The 18,913-nt window shown below is 57.9% G+C and carries 12 protein-coding genes and 1 pseudogene; 7 read left to right on the top strand and 6 right to left on the bottom strand.

The window, feature by feature from the left end; all coding sequences use genetic code 11:
* Nucleotides 1–102 precede the first annotated feature (102 nt).
* Together ACXAG1_RS10855 and ACXAG1_RS10850 are read left to right on the top strand one after the other, a co-directional pair.
* Complete coding sequence (locus ACXAG1_RS10855) at nt 103–1,647, top strand: FMN-binding glutamate synthase family protein (RefSeq protein WP_475119717.1); 1,545 nt, start codon at nt 103–105, stop codon at nt 1,645–1,647.
* A 58-nt stretch (nt 1,648–1,705) separates the two neighbouring features.
* Nucleotides 1,706–2,947, top strand: a complete 1,242-nt coding sequence (locus ACXAG1_RS10850; protein WP_475119716.1) for a cation:proton antiporter — start codon at nt 1,706–1,708, stop codon at nt 2,945–2,947.
* Nucleotides 2,948–3,000: 53 nt separating this feature from the next.
* Here the strand turns inward: ACXAG1_RS10850 and tdh are convergent, their stop codons facing one another.
* From tdh to ACXAG1_RS10825, 5 genes are all read right to left on the bottom strand, one after another.
* Nucleotides 3,001–4,029, bottom strand: a complete 1,029-nt coding sequence (gene tdh / locus ACXAG1_RS10845) for an L-threonine 3-dehydrogenase (protein WP_475119715.1) — start codon at nt 4,027–4,029, stop codon at nt 3,001–3,003.
* A gap of 9 nt (nt 4,030–4,038) precedes the next feature.
* Nucleotides 4,039–5,238, bottom strand: coding sequence for a glycine C-acetyltransferase (locus ACXAG1_RS10840; RefSeq protein WP_043315587.1), 1,200 nt, complete (start codon nt 5,236–5,238; stop codon nt 4,039–4,041).
* Between the two features lie 288 nt (nt 5,239–5,526).
* Nucleotides 5,527–5,742, bottom strand: a complete 216-nt coding sequence (locus ACXAG1_RS10835) for a hypothetical protein (protein WP_043315589.1) — start codon at nt 5,740–5,742, stop codon at nt 5,527–5,529.
* 266 nt (nt 5,743–6,008) lie between these two features.
* A complete protein-coding gene (locus tag ACXAG1_RS10830) occupies nt 6,009–7,442 on the bottom strand; it encodes an aldehyde dehydrogenase family protein (RefSeq protein WP_475119714.1) in 1,434 nt (477 codons plus the stop codon).
* Nucleotides 7,443–7,552: 110 nt separating this feature from the next.
* Entirely contained in the window at nt 7,553–9,190 is a 1,638-nt protein-coding gene (locus ACXAG1_RS10825) for a 5-guanidino-2-oxopentanoate decarboxylase (protein WP_475119713.1), read from the bottom strand.
* A 309-nt stretch (nt 9,191–9,499) separates the two neighbouring features.
* Here ACXAG1_RS10825 and ACXAG1_RS10820 point away from each other — a divergent pair, with 309 nt between their 5' ends.
* From ACXAG1_RS10820 to ACXAG1_RS10800, 5 genes are all read left to right on the top strand, one after another.
* A complete protein-coding gene (locus ACXAG1_RS10820) occupies nt 9,500–11,191 on the top strand; it encodes an Hsp70 family protein (RefSeq protein WP_475119712.1) in 1,692 nt (563 codons plus the stop codon).
* Nucleotides 11,191–12,483 carry an RDD family protein gene (locus ACXAG1_RS10815; protein WP_475119711.1) on the top strand — a complete coding sequence of 431 codons (1,293 nt, stop codon included), beginning with the start codon at nt 11,191–11,193 and terminating at the stop codon, nt 12,481–12,483. Before ACXAG1_RS10820 ends, ACXAG1_RS10815 begins: the two co-directional genes overlap by 1 nt.
* 151 nt (nt 12,484–12,634) lie before the next feature.
* Nucleotides 12,635–13,273, top strand: a complete 639-nt coding sequence (gene pdxH, locus ACXAG1_RS10810) for a pyridoxamine 5'-phosphate oxidase (protein ID WP_475092492.1) — start codon at nt 12,635–12,637, stop codon at nt 13,271–13,273.
* Nucleotides 13,274–13,526: 253 nt separating this feature from the next.
* Nucleotides 13,527–15,827: a TonB-dependent receptor gene (locus tag ACXAG1_RS10805; RefSeq protein ID WP_475092493.1), complete on the top strand. Its 2,301-nt coding sequence runs from the start codon at nt 13,527–13,529 to the stop codon at nt 15,825–15,827.
* 77 nt (nt 15,828–15,904) lie between these two features.
* Nucleotides 15,905–16,882, top strand: coding sequence for an NAD(P)H-quinone oxidoreductase (locus ACXAG1_RS10800; RefSeq protein ID WP_475092494.1), 978 nt, complete (start codon nt 15,905–15,907; stop codon nt 16,880–16,882).
* A gap of 280 nt (nt 16,883–17,162) precedes the next feature.
* Here ACXAG1_RS10800 and ACXAG1_RS10795 read toward each other — a convergent pair.
* A pseudogene (locus ACXAG1_RS10795) lies at nt 17,163–18,854 on the bottom strand (transporter substrate-binding domain-containing protein); the annotation flags it as partial.
* Between the last annotated feature and the right edge of the window lie 59 nt (nt 18,855–18,913).

Below are 18,913 nucleotides of genomic sequence, written 5' to 3'. Positions count from 1 at the left end.
TTGTACAGTTTATTGCCAGGCCGCAGACGGTGCAAGCGCGTTCCCCAGCACTTACAATGACCGATCAGTACGCGCTAAAAACCAGCCATCAGGAACTAGGGAATGGATCTTCAATCTGTCGCCGCTATCTATGCATTTGCGGTCAAGGTGCTCCAGATATTCGCCATGCTGTTTGCCTTCGGGCTGGTGGTGCTGGTGCTGTATGTGGTGTATCTGTATCTGTCGGATATCAGCCAGACCAAGCAGGCGATCCGCCGCAATTTTCCGGTACTGGGGCGTTTCCGCTATCAGTTCGAGCACTTGGGCGAGTTCTTCCGCCAATATTTCTTTGCCCTCGACCGGGAGGAGATGCCGTTCAATCGCGCCCAGCGCAGCTGGGTGTATCGGGCAGCGAAGAATGTGGATTCCACCCTGGCCTTTGGTTCCACCCGCCCCCTGAATCAGCCCGGCGATATTGTCTTTCTCAATCATCCGTTTCCCACTCTGGCCAAGGATGCAGTACCAGCGCGGGAGGTCACTCTGGGGGAGGGTGTTGCGCGCAGACCCTATACCACCCGCTCGATTTTCAATATTTCTGGAATGAGCTTCGGCGCCCTGTCGGTACCGGCGGTGACTGCGCTTTCCAAAGGCGCGGCGAAAGCCGGTATCTGGCTGAATACCGGGGAAGGGGGCCTGTCTTCCCACCATCTGGCCGGTGGTTGCGACATCGTGTTTCAGATTGGCACGGCAAAATACGGAGTGCGCGATGCCGAGGGCAATCTGTCCGATGCAAAGCTGCGCGAGGTTGCCGGGCACGAGCAGGTAAAAATGTTCGAGTTGAAACTCTCGCAAGGGGCAAAGCCCGGCAAGGGCGGTATCTTGCCGGGGGTGAAGGTGACACCGGAGATTGCCCTGGTGCGCGGTATACCGGTGGGAGAGGACTCGATCAGCCCCAATGGCCACCCGGAGTTCAATGATGTCGACGGGCTGCTGGACATGCTCAATCATATTCGCGAAGTCACCGGCAAGCCCACCGGGTTCAAATGTGTGATCGGCAATAGCGACTGGCTGCACGAGCTGTGTGAAGCCATTTTGCGCCGCGGCGCCGAGAGCGCGCCGGACTTTATCACCATCGACAGTGCCGATGGTGGCAGCGGTGCTGCGCCGCAGAGCCTGTTGGACTACATGGGCCTGCCGCTGAATCGCAGCCTGCCCCTGGTGGTGGATCTGATTGCCGAATACGGTCTGCGCGACCGCATTAAAATCATTTGTGCGGGCAAACTGCTCACGCCTTCGATGGTGGCCTGGGCGCTCGCCATGGGGGCCGACTTCGTCAACTGCGCGCGGGGATTTATGTTCGCCCTCGGCTGTATTCAGGCCATGCAGTGCAACAAAAACACCTGCCCCACCGGCGTCACTACACACAACCCGGATTTACAGCAGGGGCTGGACCCCATGGACAAAGCAGAGCGTGTCTATCACTACGCGCACAATATGGAATACGAGGTGGGAACCATCGCGCACTCCTGTGGCGTACCGGAACCGCGCCTGTTGCGCCGCGCTCACGTTGAGGTCATCAACGAGCGCGGTGTGCCGGTCCCTCTGACCACCCTGGCGCCGGAAGGAAAGCCCAAGGCGGTGATCGCCAGCGATCGCGATCAGATCTGAGCGGCGTTACGCTCGACACAGGCACAACAAACATACGCACAACAGAGAGAGCGTGAGCATGGAAGGCGTCACCACACTGGTTGGGCAGGGGCTGTATATGGCGGTGGCCGCAGTGGTCGGTCTCGGTATCGCCCGTGTTCTGATGCGCGATAACACCCTTGGTTGTCTGATCGCCGGCGTACTTGCCGGAATGTTGTTACCGGTATTTGATTACGACACCGGGCTGCGCGCGGAAAACCTGCATCAGCTGGTATTTTTCGTCATCCTGCCGGTACTGATTTTTCAGTCCGCGTGGAAGATCGACCCGGATATCCTGTTTCGCTGGCTGGGGCCGGTACTGTTGCTGGCGACCCTCGGCGTGTTGATCTGTTGTCTGATTACGGCGCTGCTTGTCTTCTACGGTATTCACCATCCTACCGGTTTTCCCTGGCTGGCCGCGTTTCTCACTGGCGCCATACTGGCCGCCACCGATCCGGTGGCGGTGGTGGCGCGTTTGCGCGAGAGCCGTGCAAATGAAGAGTTGTTAACCCTGGTGGAAGGGGAAAGCCTGTTTAACGACGCGGTCGCAATTGTACTGTTTGCGTTTGCGCTGGGTATTGCCAGCCACAGTGCGATGGAAGGCAGTGTGGCCACCGGCGAGGCGATCAGTGGTGTGGGCGGTTTTGCGCTGTATTTTGCCGCGGTATTTTTTGGTGGCCTTGCGGTGGGCACCATCTGTGGGCTGGTTACCGCTATCGTGATTCTGTTTCTGGGCTCGGCGGGCGCTGCGCTGATGGTTCTGGTACTGGCGGCCTTCGGCAGCTTTTACCTGGCGGAGCACGTGGTCGGGGTCTCTGGAATCCTGTCGGTCATGATCTGCGCTATTGTGGCTCGCGCGTGTCTGCGCGAGCAGCAGGAAACCTACCTGGCTCATGCGGCACCGACCTGGGAGTGGCTGGGGTTATTTTTCAATGCGCTGATCTTCGTGATCATGGGGCTGGTGATCACCTTCGAGATGTTTACGCACCAGTGGCTGGCGATGATCATAGCCATCGTTGCGGCCATTGGTGCGCGGGCCCTGGCGGTGTTTCTGGTGGCGCCCTTCGCGCGCTTTGTGGGGCCCCCGATTCCAAACAGCTGGCGATTGATTTTGAGCTGGGGCGGTTTGCGCGGTGTCATTGCGGTGGCGCTGGTGCTGTCACTGCCCACGAAGCTGCCGTACTGGTGGACGGTGCAGTCGATGGTATTTGGTGTGGTGTTGTTTTCGTTACTGGTACAGGGGACAACCAGTACGCGATTGATCAAAAAACTGGGGCTTTGAATTCGGGCAGCGATATCACTGCCCGCAGGTGGTCAGTTAGATAGCCAGGGCTTTTAGGACGCCCAATTCAGAATAACCTTGCCCGATTCACCAGAACCCATGGTGTCAAAACCCTGCTGGAATTCGTCCACGGAAAATTGGTGGGTGATGATGGGGGAGAGGTCGAGGCCGGACTGGATCAGGCTGGCCATTTTGTACCAGGTCTCGAACATTTCCCGTCCGTAGATGCCCTTGAGAATCAGGCCTTTAAAGATCACCTGACTCCAGTCGATGGCCATTTCGCCCGGGGGAATCCCCAGCATGGCAATCTTGCCGCCGTGGTTCATGGCGGAGAGCATATCGCGGAAGGCGACGGCGACGCCGGACATTTCCAGGCCCACGTCAAAGCCTTCGGTCATGCCGATGTCTTTCATTACATCCGACAGTTTTTCCCTGCTGACATTGACGGTGCGCGTCGCGCCCATTTTCTTAGCAAGTTCCAGGCGGTAGTCGTTGATATCGGTAATCACCACGTGGCGTGCACCCACGTGGCGGGCGACGGCCGCGGCCATGATTCCGATGGGGCCGGCACCGGTAATCAGCACGTCTTCACCGACGAGATCAAACGACAGTGCCGTGTGCACCGCATTGCCAAACGGATCGAAGATGGAGGCGAGCTCGTCGGAAATATTGTCCGGAATTTTGAAGGCGTTGAGCGCCGGGATTACCAGGTATTCCGCAAACGCGCCCTGGCGGTCTACGCCCACACCGTAGGTATTGCGGCACAGGTGGCGGCGGCCGGCGCGGCAGTTGCGGCAGTGGCCACAGGTGATATGGCCCTCGCCACTCACTCTGTCACCGATCTTGAAACCGGCGACTTCCTGGCCCATGCCAACAACTTCACCCACATACTCGTGGCCCACCACCATGGGTACGGGAATGGTTTTCTGCGACCACTCGTCCCAGTGGAAAATGTGCATGTCGGTGCCGCAGATCGCGGTTTTACGGATCTTGATCAGCAGGTCGTTGTGGCCCGGTTCCGGTACCTCAACGTCGGTCATCCAGATGCCGGGTTCGGACTTTAATTTGGATAATGCTTTCATAAATACTGCTTAGATAATCTCGAGTTCTTTCCCGACTTCAATAAATGCGTCGATGCAGCGGTCCAGCTGTTCGCGGGTGTGCGCGGCGGACATCTGGGTGCGGATACGGGCCTGGCCTTTGGGGACCACCGGATAGAAGAAGCCCACCACGTAGATGCCTTTCTCCAGCATCTTGTCGGCCATTTTCTGTGCCAGGGCGGCGTCACCGATCATTACCGGAATAATCGCGTGGTCCGCACCGGCGAGGGTGAAACCGGCGTCGGTCATGCGCTTGCGGAAGTACTGGGAGTTTTCCTGCAGCTGGTCGCGCAGTTCGCCACCTTCCACCAGCATGTCCAGTACCTTCAACGACGCGGTGACGATGGCGGGCGCGACGGAGTTGGAGAACAGGTAGGGGCGCGAGCGCTGGCGCAGCAGGTCGATGATTTCCTTGCGGCCGGAGGTGAATCCGCCGGAGGCGCCACCCAGGGCTTTGCCGAGGGTGCCGGTGATGATGTCGACGCGCTCGACCACATCGCAGTATTCGTGGGTGCCGCGGCCGTGTTGGCCAAGGAAGCCGACGGCGTGGGAGTCGTCGACCATCACCAGTGCATTGTATTTGTCCGCCAGATCGCAGATGCCTTTGAGGTTGGCGATGACGCCGTCCATGGAGAAGACGCCGTCGGTGGCGATCAGTTTGGTTTTCGCGCCGGCGGCGTCGGCGGCCTGCAGTTGCGCTTCGAGATCGGCCAGGTCGTTGTTGGCGTAGCGGAAGCGTTTGGCTTTACACAGGCGCACGCCGTCGATGATGGAGGCGTGGTTGAGGGCGTCGGAGATGATGGCATCGTCCGGGCCCAGTAATGTTTCGAAGAGTCCACCGTTGGCGTCGAAACAGGAGGTGTAAAGGATGGTGTCTTCGGTCTGTAAAAATTCAGACAGCTGGAATTCCAGGGCTTTGTGGATGTCCTGGGTGCCGCAGATAAAGCGCACGGAGGCCATGCCGAAGCCGTACTGGTCGAGGCCTTCTTTGGCGGCTTCGATCAAGTCCGGGTGGTTGGCGAGCCCGAGGTAGTTGTTGGCGCAGAAGTTGAGGACCTGGTCTTCGTTATTGACCTGAATCTCGGCGCTTTGCTGCGAGGTAATGATGCGCTCGCGCTTGTACAGGCCGTCGGCCTCGATCTGTTTCAGTTCGTCGCGCAGGTGCTGGAAAAATTGCTCGGGCTTGGACATGGCGTTGTTATTGGCTCCTGTCAGTGCTTTTGGCAGTAGGGCATTCGGGAAGAGCATGTTCCCCACCGTTCAGCTTCAGTGGCGGTTGCGCTGCCGGGTACTGCTTTGCGAGACACGCCGTGAACCCATCCCTGGGGGCTCGGCTGCGGCCGTCCTGGCCGCAGACGGTCTCGCAAAACAGTACCCGGCATCGCAACCTTCGCGGGACATCCGCGGGTAAATCAGCCGTAAGTGTAGAATGGGCGTTTTCTTATAACGATTCGCCCAGCCCTTCAGATTTAATATTGGTCATCCCACCAGTTCACAGGCCTTGTGAGCCGTGACCGGTGCGTCGCTGGCGCGGCAGTGAGTAGCGAAGGCCAGCGCGTCTTCCGTTGTGTCGAACAGTAGTTGCCACAGCAGTTGCCGATCGCTGCGTTTGACTGCCCGGACGGCGGTTCGGGCGCGCTGGGGCGCGATCTGGATTTCGATAACGTCGGTGCTGGATAGCTGTAATTCGGACATGTTCCCTCCAAAAATTCTGGAGGGCTGACGGCGGAAGAGGCGATTCGTCAGTTAAAAAAATCGCATCCCGGTAGGATTGCAACGCTGTAACCAGTGCGGTTCAGCGAGAGCCCCATCCTCAGCACAAGTTTTGTGTTGAGAAACCACCTTGCCCCGGTAGGCAGGTTGGCGTTGGCGTCAGCCACTCTCTTGATGTCGGGGGCAAAGATAACGATGGCGGAACAACCAGTCAACAGCGCCGCCGCGGGCGACGGCGCGTCAGAGTATTATGCGGGAAGTTGCACGGATTTCAGTTCAATAAACTCGTCCAGGCCGGCGGCGCCAAATTCGCGCCCATTGCCGGAACGCTTAACACCGCCGAATGGGGCGTCGTAATTGAACTCACCGCCGTTGACGAAGCACAGGCCGGCTTCGATACGGCGCACGACGGGCATTGCGGACTCTGCGTCTTTGGCCCAGACACCGCTGGAGAGGCCGTATTCGGTGTCGTTGGCGATGGCGATGGCTTCGTCCATGTCCCTGTACGGAATCATGCAGGTGACCGGACCGAAGATCTCTTCGCGGGCGATGGCCATTTCGTTAGTGACGTCGGCAAAGACGGTGGGCTTGACGTAGAAGCCTTTGGCGAAGCCTTCGGGAATTTCGCTGCCGCCGGCAACCAGGCGTGCGCCTTCGGCGATGCCTTTATCGATATAGCCGCGCACGATGTCGCGCTGGCGGGCGGAGGAAAGGGGGCCCATAAAGTCGTCGGCTCCGGTGCCCATGGCCACTTCTTCGGCCACGCGTTTGGCAATGTTCACCGCTTCTTCGTAGCGTTCGGCCGGTACCAGCATGCGGGTCAGTGCGGTGCAGGTTTGTCCGCTGTTGATGAACACATCTTCACAGCCCCAGCGTACGGCGGCTTCGAGGTCGGCGTCGGGGGTGATGATAAATGGGGATTTACCGCCCAGCTCCTGACACACACGTTTGACCGTGGGCGCCGCGGATTTGGCCACCTCGATACCGGCGCGGGTAGAGCCGGTGAAGGACACCATGTCGATGTCCACGTGGCTGGAAAGCGCCGCACCGACAATGGGGCCGGCGCCCGGTACCAGGTTGAATACACCGGCGGGGAGGCCGGCGGCGTCGATGATTTCCGCCATCACGTAATCCTGCAGCGGGGTCATCTCCGAGGGTTTCTGGATCATGGTGCAGCCGGCAGCGAGGGCGGGGGCGACCTTGCCGACAAACTGGTGCAGCGGGTAATTCCACGGGGTGATAAATCCACACACGCCCACCGGTTCCCTGAGCACGACAGAGTGCCCGGCCTTTTCGGTTTCTTCCATCAGCGCGGCGCGGTCGGCATAGTAGCGCATGGCGTAGATGGGGCCATCGATATGCAACCACTCAGTGATATGCGCGGGGCAACCGAGCGCCTGGGATACGGCGTCGATCAGGTCCTGCTTGCGCGCTTCCATACCGTCGGCAATGGCGTGCATCAGAGCCTGGCGTTTGGCGGCGCGGGTGTGGCGCCACTCCTTGAACGCTACCTTGGCAGCCGCTACGGCGTCGTCCACATCTTCCATGGAGCCCTGAATGACTTCGCACAGGGTTTCTTCGGTGGCAGGGTTGATCACCGGGTGCAGGCTGCCGCCTTTTGAATCGCGCCATTCACCATTGATGTACAGTTTTTTTGTGGGCAGTTGACTGATTGTTGTCATGAATTTATTCCAAATTTCTCTGTGTTTCTTCTGTAGGAGCTTGCCGCATTGGGAACCGCTACAGAGCTCTGACTATTTCGCCTGCCGGCAGGCTCCTACAACGCGTCCATTCAGGGCGCAGTAATTTCAATCAGGGTCGGGCCCTGGCGGCCGAAGGCTTGTGCCACCGCTTCGCCCAGTTGTTCCGGTTGCTCGATGCGACAGCCCTCGGCACCGAAGGCGCGGGCGAGTGCGACAAAGTCCGGCGCGTGCAGATTGACACCTTCCTGCTCCACCGCCGCCTCGTCCATGAAATCGCGAATCTCGCCGTAGCCGCTGTTGTTCCAAACCAGTATTGGCAGCGCGAGCTTCTGCTCCACAGCGGCGGCCAGTTCACCCAGGGTAAACATGATGCCGCCATCGCCAATCAGGCCGATTACCGGGCGCGGGCTCGCCAGTGCGGCGCCGATGGCGGCGGGCAGGGCGAAGCCCAGGGTGCCGTAGCCGGTGGTGCAGGTAATGTGGCTGCGCGCCTGAAACAGACGTAACGCATGATTGGTGTTGTAGGCCAGCTGGGTGGAGTCGGTCACGAAGATGCCGTCATCCGGCAGCGCTTCGCGCAGCGCCTGCACCCAGGGGTAGCGATCTTCGGAACCCGGCCACCATTCGCTGCGGCATTCGCGCAGCAATTGCGCGACTTCGTCGGCGGCATGTTGCGCTTGCGCAGTTCTGTCGACAGCGGCCATTGCATCGACCAGCTGTTGCAGGGCGGCTTTGGCATCGGCACAGATTGCCAGGTCCGGATTGGCATTACAGACCAGTTGCGCCGGGTCCAGATCTACGCGAATCAGCTTGCCTTTGAAATGATAATTGTCACGCACCAGGTTGCGGTCGGTTTCCGCCAGTTCCGTCGCCACTGCCAGTACCACGTCCGCGTTTTCAATCCGCTCGCGCACATTGGAAAAGCTCAGGTTGGCGCCGCCGCACAGCGGGTGGCGCTCGTCGACGATGCCTTTTGCGGCGAGGGATTCAAATACCGGTGCGGCAATTTTTTCCGCCAGCGCGGTGGCCTCTGCGCCAGCCTGCTGCGCGCCGCCCCCCAGCAGAATCACCGGCCGCTCCGCGTTCGCTAACAGTTTCGCCGCGCGGTCAATGGTGTCTGCCGGTGCGGCAGGCAGGGCGGTGGGCGCCACCGCCCGATAGTCCGCTATCCCGTGGGACATGGCCGCGGGAAAAAGATCGATGGGAATTTCGATATGCACGGGGCCCGGCCGCGGCGCGTGCATCACCTGGAAGGCGCGGGCCAGGGTTTCCGGCAGTTGCTCGGCACTGGTCAGGGCGTGTTGCCACACGCAGAAACCGCGGGTGACATCCTGTTGCCGCGGCAGTTCGTGCAGGCGACCGCGACCACTGCCGAGATCTTCACGGCGGTTGACCGCACTGATCACCAGCATCGGAATAGAGTCGGAATAGGCCTGGGCCATGGCCGTAGCGGCATTGGTCACACCGGGTCCGGTGATCAGAAAACACACGCCGGGTTTGCCGCTGGCACGGGCGTAGCCATCCGCCATAAACGCGGCACCCTGTTCATGGCGCGGCGTGATGTGGGTCAGACCGCTGCCCGGTAGACCGCGGTACAGTTCGATGGTGTGTACCCCGGGAATGCCAAATACGGTATCCACACCGTAACCTTTTAACAGGTGCATCAGTACCTGTGCGCAGCTTGGTGCTCCGGTATTCTGTGGGGTTTGAGAAGTTGCGGAAGACATGCCTTGTTCCTGCCTGTTCTTTCTTGTGTTGGCTTGCCTGCGCAAGCGGGTATGCAACGGAGCCTAGTCTTGCGCCGCGGGGGCTGCAAGCGTCCGCAGAGTCTGCATCCCTGCGGGATTAAACGCAGGAAAATTGAGATAGGGCTGCCTTGGCGGCAGGATATTTGTGAATTCTGCCGGGGTCGCAGGTTGGGGGTGAGATGGTGTCCTCGCAGGGCGGCTCGTCAAATAGTGCCTGGCGCCTGAAATATGGTTCAATGGCGCACAACGATAAAAACATTTCAGCCGGTTTTATGTTCAGGGGGAACAATGGCCATTGTCGGGATTGATCTGGGTACGACCAACAGTGCATGCGGAATTTTGACGGATGAAGGTGTCACCCTGATCCCGAACCGGTTGGGGGAATTACTGACGCCCTCGGTAGTGGGGCTGGATGACGCCGGCGAGCTGGTAGTCGGGCGCACGGCAAAGGAGCGCCTGATCAATCACAGTGATCGTACCGTCGCCGCATTCAAGCGCCTGATGGGCACCGATCACAAGGTCAAGCTGGGCCGTCAGTTGTACAGCGCCACCGAGCTTTCTGCGCTGGTATTACGCTCTCTGAAAGAAGACGCCGAAGCGCATCTGGGCGAGCCGGTTAGCGAAGCGGTAATCAGCGTGCCTGCCTATTTCAACGACAACCAGCGTCACGCCACCAAGCTGGCGGGGGAACTGGCCGGGCTCAAGGTTGAGCGCCTTATCAACGAACCCACTGCTGCAGCCGTGGCCTACGGACTGCATGACAAACGCGAAGGAAACTTCCTGATTCTCGATATGGGGGGCGGCACCTTTGATGTGTCTATCCTCGAGTTTTTTGACGGCATTATGGAAGTGCATGCCAGCGCCGGTGACAATTTTCTCGGCGGTGAGGATTTTGTCGAGGCGATGACCGACAGCGTGCTGAAAGAGCTCGACCTGGAGAAGTCTGCACTGACTGCCCGGCAGCAGCAGAATCTGTATATGCAGATGGAGAGCGTCAAGCGCCGGATTGGCCAGCAGGCCTCCCAACCCCTGGCGCTGGAACTGGGCAAACAAAAATTCCAGTGGGCCGCTACCAGTGAATGGTTTGAAAAAGTGGCGACTCCGCTACTACTGCGCGCCAAACGTCCGATCGAGCGCGCCATGCGCGACGCGGACATGCCGCCGCAATCCATCGATGAAGTGGTTCTCGTGGGCGGCTCCACCCGCATGGCCCTGTTCCGCTCCATGGTGGGGCGTATGTTCGGGCGCCTGCCGTCCTGCCATCTGGATCCGGACACCGTGGTTGCCATCGGCGCGGCGATTCAGGGTGGACTGAAATCCCGCAATGCCGCGCTGGACGATATCGTGCTTACCGACGTCTGCCCCTACACCCTGGGCACCGGCATTGTGAATGAAGACAGCCCGGATCAGGGCAGTTACTTCCTGCCAATTATCGAACGCAATACGGTAGTGCCGGTCAGCGTGGTGCGGCAGGTGTGCACGGCCAGCGACAACCAGACCGAACTGCGTATCGATGTCTACCAGGGAGAAAACCGCCTGGTAAAGAAAAACGTATTTCTTGGCGAGATGAGTGTGCCGGTGCCCAAGGGGCCGCGGGGCAAAGAGGCGGTGGATATTCGCTACAGCTACGATATGAACGGCTTGCTGGAAGTGGATGTCACTGTGGTCTCCACCGGAAACACCTACAACAAGCTGATTGAATTTACTCCCGGTGCACTGGATGACAAAGCGAAAGCGGCGGCACTGGAAAAACTGGCTGCGCTGAAATTCCACCCGCGGGAGGACGAAGTCAACCGCGCACTGATTGCCCGCGGAGAACGTCTGTACGAAGCCAGTCTCGGTCCGCAGCGGGATGCCATTTCCCATGCACTGGGGGAATTCGACCGGGTGCTGAACGGACAAAACCCGGCGGAAATCAAAAAAGCGCAGGCGGGGCTGCAGGCGTTTCTCGACCGCTTCGACGGCGAGGACTGGATCTGATGAACCCCTGGGCGCACCTTGGCATCGAGCCCTGTGATGATCCCCGTGCGGTCAAGCGGGCCTATGCGGCCAAGCTGAAGCTCAACCGTCCCGACGAAAAACCGGAAGAATTTCAACAGCTGCACAGTGCGTACAAAATGGCACTGAAGCTGGCTCAGGCCCGGGCGCGGCGCAGCGTGCCGGTGGCCGAGGAGCTTGCGGAGGAAGTTACACAGGAGCTTACAGAGGAGCCTACAGAGGTCCTTGTGGAGGAGCCTGCCGGGGCAGCGCCAGAATCTGTTGTCGCGCCAGTTCGGGAACCGGTACCACCGCTGATCGAGTCGTCTCCGCAGGTATCTCCCGTAGAGCAGTCCGTTCCATTGGAACCGGAAGAGGCCAGCGAAGAGATCGGGTCTGAAGCGGAAGAGGACGCGGCCCGGCAATTGCGCATCGAAGAATACCGCCGAGTGCTTGTTCTGGTGGAGCAGGTGCTTGAAGACCCTCTGCGTATTCACCGTGAGGAGCGCTGGCACTTCCTCGCTGAATCCCGCTACATGCTGGAAGAAGAGTACAACTGGAATCTCGGGCTGGCGGTGTTTGAGCGTTTTGCGCGCTTCAATCAGGATGCCGCAAAGCACGGGGGTAAACACAATACCCATATCACCGGGAATGTACTGGTTTACTGTGATCAGTTATTTGGCTGGTCTGGCAATGCGCCGGCCTATTACCAGCAGTTTGACGAAGCGCTCGCGGATACCCTGTTTGATGCCATGCAGCCGGTTGGCATAGAGCGTGACCCGACGACCGCCATCCGGGGTGGAAGCAAACTGGTGCGCCAGAAGCCCAAGGTGGTGGATGAGCAACTGGATCACTACTTCTTCGGCTCGCTGCTTGGACGTTCCGTGGCAGTATTGCTGGATATTATGCTGGTGCATCTGATGGTCGGTGTTATGGCGACGGCAATCATCATGAAAGTCTCCGGCCGGCCGGAGTCCGATGCCACCTTTCTCGCTATCGCGGTTTCCGGCGGGCTCTACCTGCTGGGTTCCTGGCTGGCGGAGTGCTCCCGCTGGCAAACGACTCCGGGAAAATGGGTGATGGGTTACAAGGTTACAGACAAGAGTTTCCAGCGATTGGGGTATGGGCGTGGCCTGTGGCGCACTTGCAGTTTCACGCTTACGTTGGTCACCTACAAGATCGGCTGGTTTATCAACTGCTTCCTCGGTGGCAATTTGATGCACGATCGCCTCAGTGGCACCCACGTGATCAACTACCGAAAAAGCCGCGAGGAATATCTGCGCCGGCAGAAGTAGCGCCGGCGCAGATTGGGGATCGGAGGCCAAACTGCGTACACTTATTGGCGTTGCCAAGGTTGATGACGACAGTGAGACCGGTGATACGTTGTTTTTATTGGTTAGATGATTAAAGTGCTGCATGTAAACAGTTGTAAAGGATATGACAGCGATGGAAATTGATCAGTGGCGTAGAGATTACCTGCAGGGTGGCCTGCAGCGGGAAGATCTGGCGGAAGACCCGATCAGTCAGTTTCGCAGCTGGCTGGAAGAGGTGGTTAAAACGAATATCTCTGATCCCAGCGCCATGTGCCTCAGTACTGCCGACGCCAGTGGTCAGCCCTCTCAACGTATCGTGTTATTGAAAGGATTTGATGAGGCGGGCTTTGTTTTCTACACCAATCTGAAAAGCCAGAAGGCCTGGGATATCACTGCAAATCCACAGGTATCCCTGCTATTTCCCTGGCATTTTCTCGAGCGCCAGGTCATCGTGCGCGGCGTCGCCGAGCAGGTGGCTGATAGCGAGGCGGATGCGTATTTTAGTACCCGCCCCCGGGAGAGTCAGATCGCAGCCTGGGCCTCCCACCAGAGTGATGCCATTGTGTCGCGTCAGGTACTGGAAGATCAGTTTGCGGCCTGCGAAAAAAAGTTTTCCGGCACTGAAGTTCCGCGACCCGAATTCTGGGGAGGCTACCGAGTGGCCCCTCACGCAATCGAGTTCTGGCAGGGCCGGGCATCCCGCCTGCACGACCGCTTCATCTATCGCGCCATGCAAGCGGGCGAGTGGCAGCTGGAGCGCCTGAGCCCTTGATCCGGTTCGCCGAGATTATCTCTCGAGACTATGGTTGGACGCGTGTGCAATAGCCTGTGTGAATATATAAAAATAAACTTTTGAAACTCAAACAGCTCTTGTAGTCTTTGCTTGCCGGCATTGGAGTGTGCCGGCATAAAACAGCGCGGTTTCAGATCGGGTTGTCAGAGGTATTGGCGACAAGCGGTGCCGGTCATGTTGAATCTGTTGCTGAAAATTACATAAAAATAACTCAGTGCAATGGAGAGAAAATATGGGAAGCGATTCCAATGCTTTCAATACGCCTATTACCCCCTTTAATCCCACTTGCGAACGCAATAGAAGCGCGAGCCTGACCCTGGCTTCGGCCTGTTCTGTATTTGTGCTGTCGGTTTTGTGCGGTACTGGCGATGCCCGCGCAGCGGAGAGCTCGGTCAATACTTTGATGGAAGAGGTTCAGGTTACCGCGCGTAAGCGCGCGGAGGCCGAAAAGCTGCAGGAAGTGCCCGTAGCGGCGACGGCCTACTCCGGAGACCAGTTAGAAGCCCTGCAGACACGAGATCTGCAGAGCCTTTCTTTCAAGATGCCGAATGTTCAGCTTGAGGATATTGGTACCGTAAAGAATACCGCCAACTTTACCGTGCGTGGCCTGGGGGTAAACAGCTCGATTCCCTCTATCGATCCTACCGTAGGGGTGTTTGTCGACGGAATGTACATGGGGGTCAATGCCGGGGTTGTTACCGACATGTTCGACCTTGAAGGTATTGAGGTGCTGCGCGGGCCGCAGGGGCTGTTGTTTGGCCGCAACGTCACCGGTGGCGCTGTGGTGATCAACACCGCGCGCCCCACCGAGGAATTCTCCAGCAAGTTCAAGCTCTCAACGACGGATAACCTGGATACCGTGGCTGCGGCGACGGTAAATGGCGCTATTTCCGAGCGGGTCAACGGCCGAATTACCGCCTACTACAACGATGATCAGGGCTGGTTCGAGAATGTATATACCGGTGACGACCAGGCCGGCGCCTCGGATACCTGGTTCGTACGGCCGAGCCTGAGTATTGCCCTGAGTGAATCGGCTGAACTGCTGGTGCGGATGGAGCACGGACGCATGGACTCCGCCGGGGTAGTGGCGCAGAACCGCGGTGCACTGGCCGCTAATTTCCCGGCCTACCCGCTGTTTGGAGTCGATGTCTCTGATTGGGATAACGGCGAAGGCTCGTTTGAAATCGCCCAGAATGAACCGGGCTATCAAAACGACGAATGGTCGCAGGTGATTACCGAGTTCAATCAGGATGTCGCTTTTGGTGACGGCACCATCACCAATATTCTGGCCTGGCGCGAATATGCGGCGGTTGGTCTGGGTGATATCGACTCTTTGCCCATTACCGCGTTTCACGCCCATACCAGTATCGACCAGAGCCAGTTGAGCAATGAATTGCGCTACGCCGGTCGATTCGGCGCAACCGCTGTGACAGCGGGGCTGTACTGGTTCAGTCAGGATCTGGCCTACTTTGAAAATCGCCAGTTGCCCCTCAATGGCCTCGATATTACCGGTGGCGGCTTGCAGGAGCATGAGGCGCTGGGTGTTTTCGCCCAGGCGGATATTGACCTGAGCGAAGCCTGGGTGCTGACTCTTGGTGGGCGCTATTCGACGGAAGAAAAGTCGGCAAAAGTTGCCACCATTAATCCCGTGGTGACGGCGTCGACCATGTGCGATCTGGGAGGCTGTGCCTTTTACGATTTCGAAGACAGTGAGAGCTGGAATGCGTTTACTCCCAAGGTGGGCCTGCAATGGAATCTATCGGACAGCGCGCAGCTTTACAGTTACTGGACCAAGGGGTTCCGCAGTGGCGGATACAATATGCGCAATACCGGGTTGTTGCATGAGCCCGGCCCTACAGATCAAGAGGAGCAGACATCGTTCGAGATTGGCGGTAAAGCTGAGTGGCTGGATGGCCGGTTGCGTACCAACGTAGCCGTGTTCCACAACACCATTGACGATATGCAGCGTGAGGAAAACCTGGCGGATCCTGTATTTTCGGTTGTTCAGTATATTCGCAATACCGCGGATGCCACGATTCAGGGTGCGGAATTTGAATTGATGGCGGTAGCCAGCGAGAACCTGCTGTTTACTGCAAATGTCGGTTACGTTGACGGCGCATACGATAGCGTCCGCGGCGATATCAGTGGCGATGGGGTGATCGATGGGCAAGATCTTGCACTCGATATACCACGCCTGGCGCCCTGGACTTACGGCGTGGGCGTGGTACATGATTTGCAGATGGGCAGTCTCGGCATCCTGACCTCGCGGGTGAACTTCAATCACCGGGATGCTGCGCCTTATACGGACAACAATGCGGGGATGCTGTCGGAAGCGGATATGCTCGATGTAAGTCTCGGATTTGTACCCGATGCCGGCAACTACCGCCTCGCACTGTTCGGTAAAAATATGCTCAACGAGGTCACCGAGGGCAACAATACGCAGTTACCCTCTACATTGGGTGGGCCCGGTGCGAGCTTTACCCCGCTGAACAAAGGGCGGGTGTGGGGTGTCGAGTTAACGTACGAGCTATAACTGTTCGACTTATTTGAGCCCGGCACCGCCGGGCTTTTTTGTATCAGGGCTCAGGTATCAGGAAACGGAGTTTTGTCATGCGGTATATTGATCTGCCAGAGTACGGTGGCCCGGAAAAAATGGTCGTCGCCGAGGGCGAAGTGCCAAAGGTTGGCGCTGGCGAGGTGTTGATTCGCGTAGCCGCGGCTGGTGTCAACCGCCCGGATATTGTGCAGCGTGCCGGCTTTTATCCGCCTCCACCTGGCGCGTCTCCGGTGCTCGGGTTAGAGGTGGCCGGAGAGGTTGCCGCACTCGGCTCTGGCGTGGAGCGCTGGAAGATAGGCGACAGGGTGTGCGCGCTGACCAACGGCGGCGGTTATGCTGAGTTTGCGGTTGCGCCCCAGGGGCAGTGCTTGCCGGTTCCCGAGGGTCTGGATGACGTGGAAGGTGCAGCGTTGCCCGAAACCTTCTTTACGGTATGGAGTAATCTGATGCACCGCGCACAGTTGCAGCCCGGTGAGGTGCTGCTGGTGCACGGCGGCTCCTCCGGAATCGGCACCACCGCGATTCAGATGGCGACCAGCCTGGGTGTCCGTGTGTTCGCCACCGCAGGCAGTGATGGTAAATGTGCCGTTTGCGAACAGCTTGGCGCGGAGCGGGCGATCAATTATCGCGAGCAGGACTTTGTGGAAGCCGTGCTCTCGGCGACAGATGGCAGCGGCGCCAATGTCATTCTGGACATGGTGGGCGGCGACTATGTCGATCGCAATATCCAGTGTGCCGCTCGCGATGGCCGTATCGTCAACATTGCATTTCTCTCCGGTGCGAAAGTGGCAGTCAATATGCTACCGGTGATGCTGAAACGCCTGACCCTGACCGGCTCGACCCTGCGCCCGCAGCCTCCCGAGGTGAAGGCGAAGATCGCCCGGGACCTGGAACAGCAGGTGTGGCCGATGATTGCTGCTGGCAGGATTCGTCCACATGTGACGGCCACATTTCCGCTGCAATCGGTTGCGGATGCGCACCGGAAAATGGAATCCGGAGAGAATATTGGCAAGATTGTTCTGGTGACTTGAGGGATACGTACAATCCTTCCAGCAAGTGCTCAAGTCGGGCGGAAAGACTGGCGACCGAGGGCAGTTCCCGCATTTGGATATGGCCCACGTCACCGGGTTTCAGGTCGGTGTAGGCTTTGTAAATGTTGCTGATATTCTGCACATAGTGCACGGGTTCTGCGCCACGTACATAGCCATAGCGGGCTTTTTTGAAATACTTCGGCTCTGAAAGCTTGAGCATTGCCTTTTCCACATTGTCAAACCAGACATTTGGGTCCAGTCCCAGTTCTTCTGCCAGTCGCTGGGCGTCGTACAGGTGTCCGATACCCGCGTTGTAGGAGGCCAGTGAGAACCAGAGCTTGTTTTCCAGTGTCAGGTCTTCATCAAATCGGTCGCGTACCCAATCGAGATATTTGACACCTGCCTCGATGCCGCGTTTGGGGTCAAACAGTGGATGCGGATAGCCCACTTCGTCGGCGGTGCGTGGCATCACCTGTAACAGCCCCTGGGCCCCCACCGGCGATTCTGCTTTTGGATTGAAACTGCTTTCCTGCCACATCTGCGCAACGATAAGCCGCCAATCGAATTCGTGTTTGCGAGCAGAGCGTTTCACCAGTTTGTCGAAGGGGGATAGGTTCCCGTCCGGGGTTATGCTTTCCAGTAGCTTGGCGGTTGCCGTACGGTCAGGTTCGAAGTAGGTCTTGACTTTTTTTGCGTAACTTTTGCTTTGCACATACTCGGACAGAAACGCATCCAGCTTTTTCAGCAGCGCTTGGCTGTTTTTCTCTACCATCCAGCCCTGAGGCAGCGGGTCGCTGACCAGGGGGCCGGCTGAAAGAGTATCGCGTAGCATTGATTGCACTTTTGCGGCATGTGCATCGACAATCGTTGCGTCTGCCTCGCCGTTGGCCACCATGTTCATGATGGCTTCATAGCTGATTTCTGGTGCGGTAAACTCAATCTTCAGTTTAATGCCGCTTTTTTGCAGTGCTTTCGCTGTCGCAACGAACGCGGTTGTCGGGCGCAGGGTGAGAGTGCGTCCATTGAGGTCGTCAAGGGTTTTGATTTCCGGCTTGGAATTGTTACTCAGAATCTGCTGTGAGGTTTCGAAATACGGGGTTGTGAATTCCACTCCCTGAGCTTTTCGCTCCGCCGTAATGGTCATTGACGCGCCGGCGAAGTCTCCGCGGCCTTTGTTCAACCATTCGATCAGCGATTCTTCCGGTGGGACAGCGATCAGTTGCAGCTCAAGGTCGTGTTTTTTGGCAAAGGCCTTGGCGAGGTCGTAGTCAAAGCCCATCAGTTCACCTTTCCACATAAAATAACTGGTGGGCCCGTTATAGGTCAGAAAGCGGATAACGTCGGATTTCTTGATGGCGTCCCAATCCGCGGTGCGTTCAACAGGGGCCTTGATCAGTTTTTTGGTAAGGAAGTTGTTGATTCGCAGGCGCAGCTCCGGCGAGTCTTTGCGCATGGCCCAAACGATATCTTCTTCCCCGCTGACCATAGCTCCGGCTTTTAGATCGTCGCGATAAGAAAGGAGCCCGCGCACCAGATTGCTATCCAGTATCATCACTGTGTCTTTTTGTTTAGTCATCTTATCGAAAACTTGATCCAAGGGTTGGTCACGCTTTAAGACCAGTGTTTCAAGCTTTGCACTGGGAATTTTCTCCACAAGTTTTTTGGCGGTATCCATATAGGTGCTATCGGCGAGGGCAATAATAGTGATGCCTTTCAGGGCGTCTACAGATGCGATATCCGGGCCATCTTTTCCCGTGATCAACTGCTCATGCACACGATAGATGTTTTCGCTGAGATCGTAGCGTTCTTCGCGCTGGTCAGTGCGGGTGAGGTTGGCTGCTACCACATCGGCACGGCCATCGTTCAGCATTTGCAGTGCTTCATCAGGTGTTGTTGCACTGATCCAGTAAGGCTCTAAATCTAAGCGTTTCGCCAGGTCCGCGGAAAGTTCAAAGTAGTGTTGGGTCACCATGGTGGACCTGGGGAGCATATGGTCAATTCCCGTCACCAAATTTACAAAGCGAATAGAGC

The sequence above is a fragment of the Microbulbifer sp. ABE4_465 genome (assembly GCF_056160765.1).
The sequence above is the reverse complement of the archived record's forward strand: the minus strand, read 5'-3'. Positions and strand labels throughout refer to the sequence as shown.

What these genes read in the sequence shown, in the direction of transcription:
- ACXAG1_RS10855 (WP_475119717.1), top strand. Translation starts at nt 103, where the DNA reads ATGGATCTTCAATCTGTCGCCGCTATCTATGCATTTGCGGTCAAGGTG.
- ACXAG1_RS10850 (WP_475119716.1), top strand. Translation starts at nt 1,706, where the DNA reads ATGGAAGGCGTCACCACACTGGTTGGGCAGGGGCTGTATATGGCGGTG.
- tdh (WP_475119715.1), bottom strand. Translation starts at nt 4,029, where the DNA reads ATGAAAGCATTATCCAAATTAAAGTCCGAACCCGGCATCTGGATGACC.
- ACXAG1_RS10840 (WP_043315587.1), bottom strand. Translation starts at nt 5,238, where the DNA reads ATGTCCAAGCCCGAGCAATTTTTCCAGCACCTGCGCGACGAACTGAAA.
- ACXAG1_RS10835 (WP_043315589.1), bottom strand. Translation starts at nt 5,742, where the DNA reads ATGTCCGAATTACAGCTATCCAGCACCGACGTTATCGAAATCCAGATC.
- ACXAG1_RS10830 (WP_475119714.1), bottom strand. Translation starts at nt 7,442, where the DNA reads ATGACAACAATCAGTCAACTGCCCACAAAAAAACTGTACATCAATGGT.
- ACXAG1_RS10825 (WP_475119713.1), bottom strand. Translation starts at nt 9,190, where the DNA reads ATGTCTTCCGCAACTTCTCAAACCCCACAGAATACCGGAGCACCAAGC.
- ACXAG1_RS10820 (WP_475119712.1), top strand. Translation starts at nt 9,500, where the DNA reads ATGGCCATTGTCGGGATTGATCTGGGTACGACCAACAGTGCATGCGGA.
- ACXAG1_RS10815 (WP_475119711.1), top strand. Translation starts at nt 11,191, where the DNA reads ATGAACCCCTGGGCGCACCTTGGCATCGAGCCCTGTGATGATCCCCGT.
- pdxH (WP_475092492.1), top strand. Translation starts at nt 12,635, where the DNA reads ATGGAAATTGATCAGTGGCGTAGAGATTACCTGCAGGGTGGCCTGCAG.
- ACXAG1_RS10805 (WP_475092493.1), top strand. Translation starts at nt 13,527, where the DNA reads ATGGGAAGCGATTCCAATGCTTTCAATACGCCTATTACCCCCTTTAAT.
- ACXAG1_RS10800 (WP_475092494.1), top strand. Translation starts at nt 15,905, where the DNA reads ATGCGGTATATTGATCTGCCAGAGTACGGTGGCCCGGAAAAAATGGTC.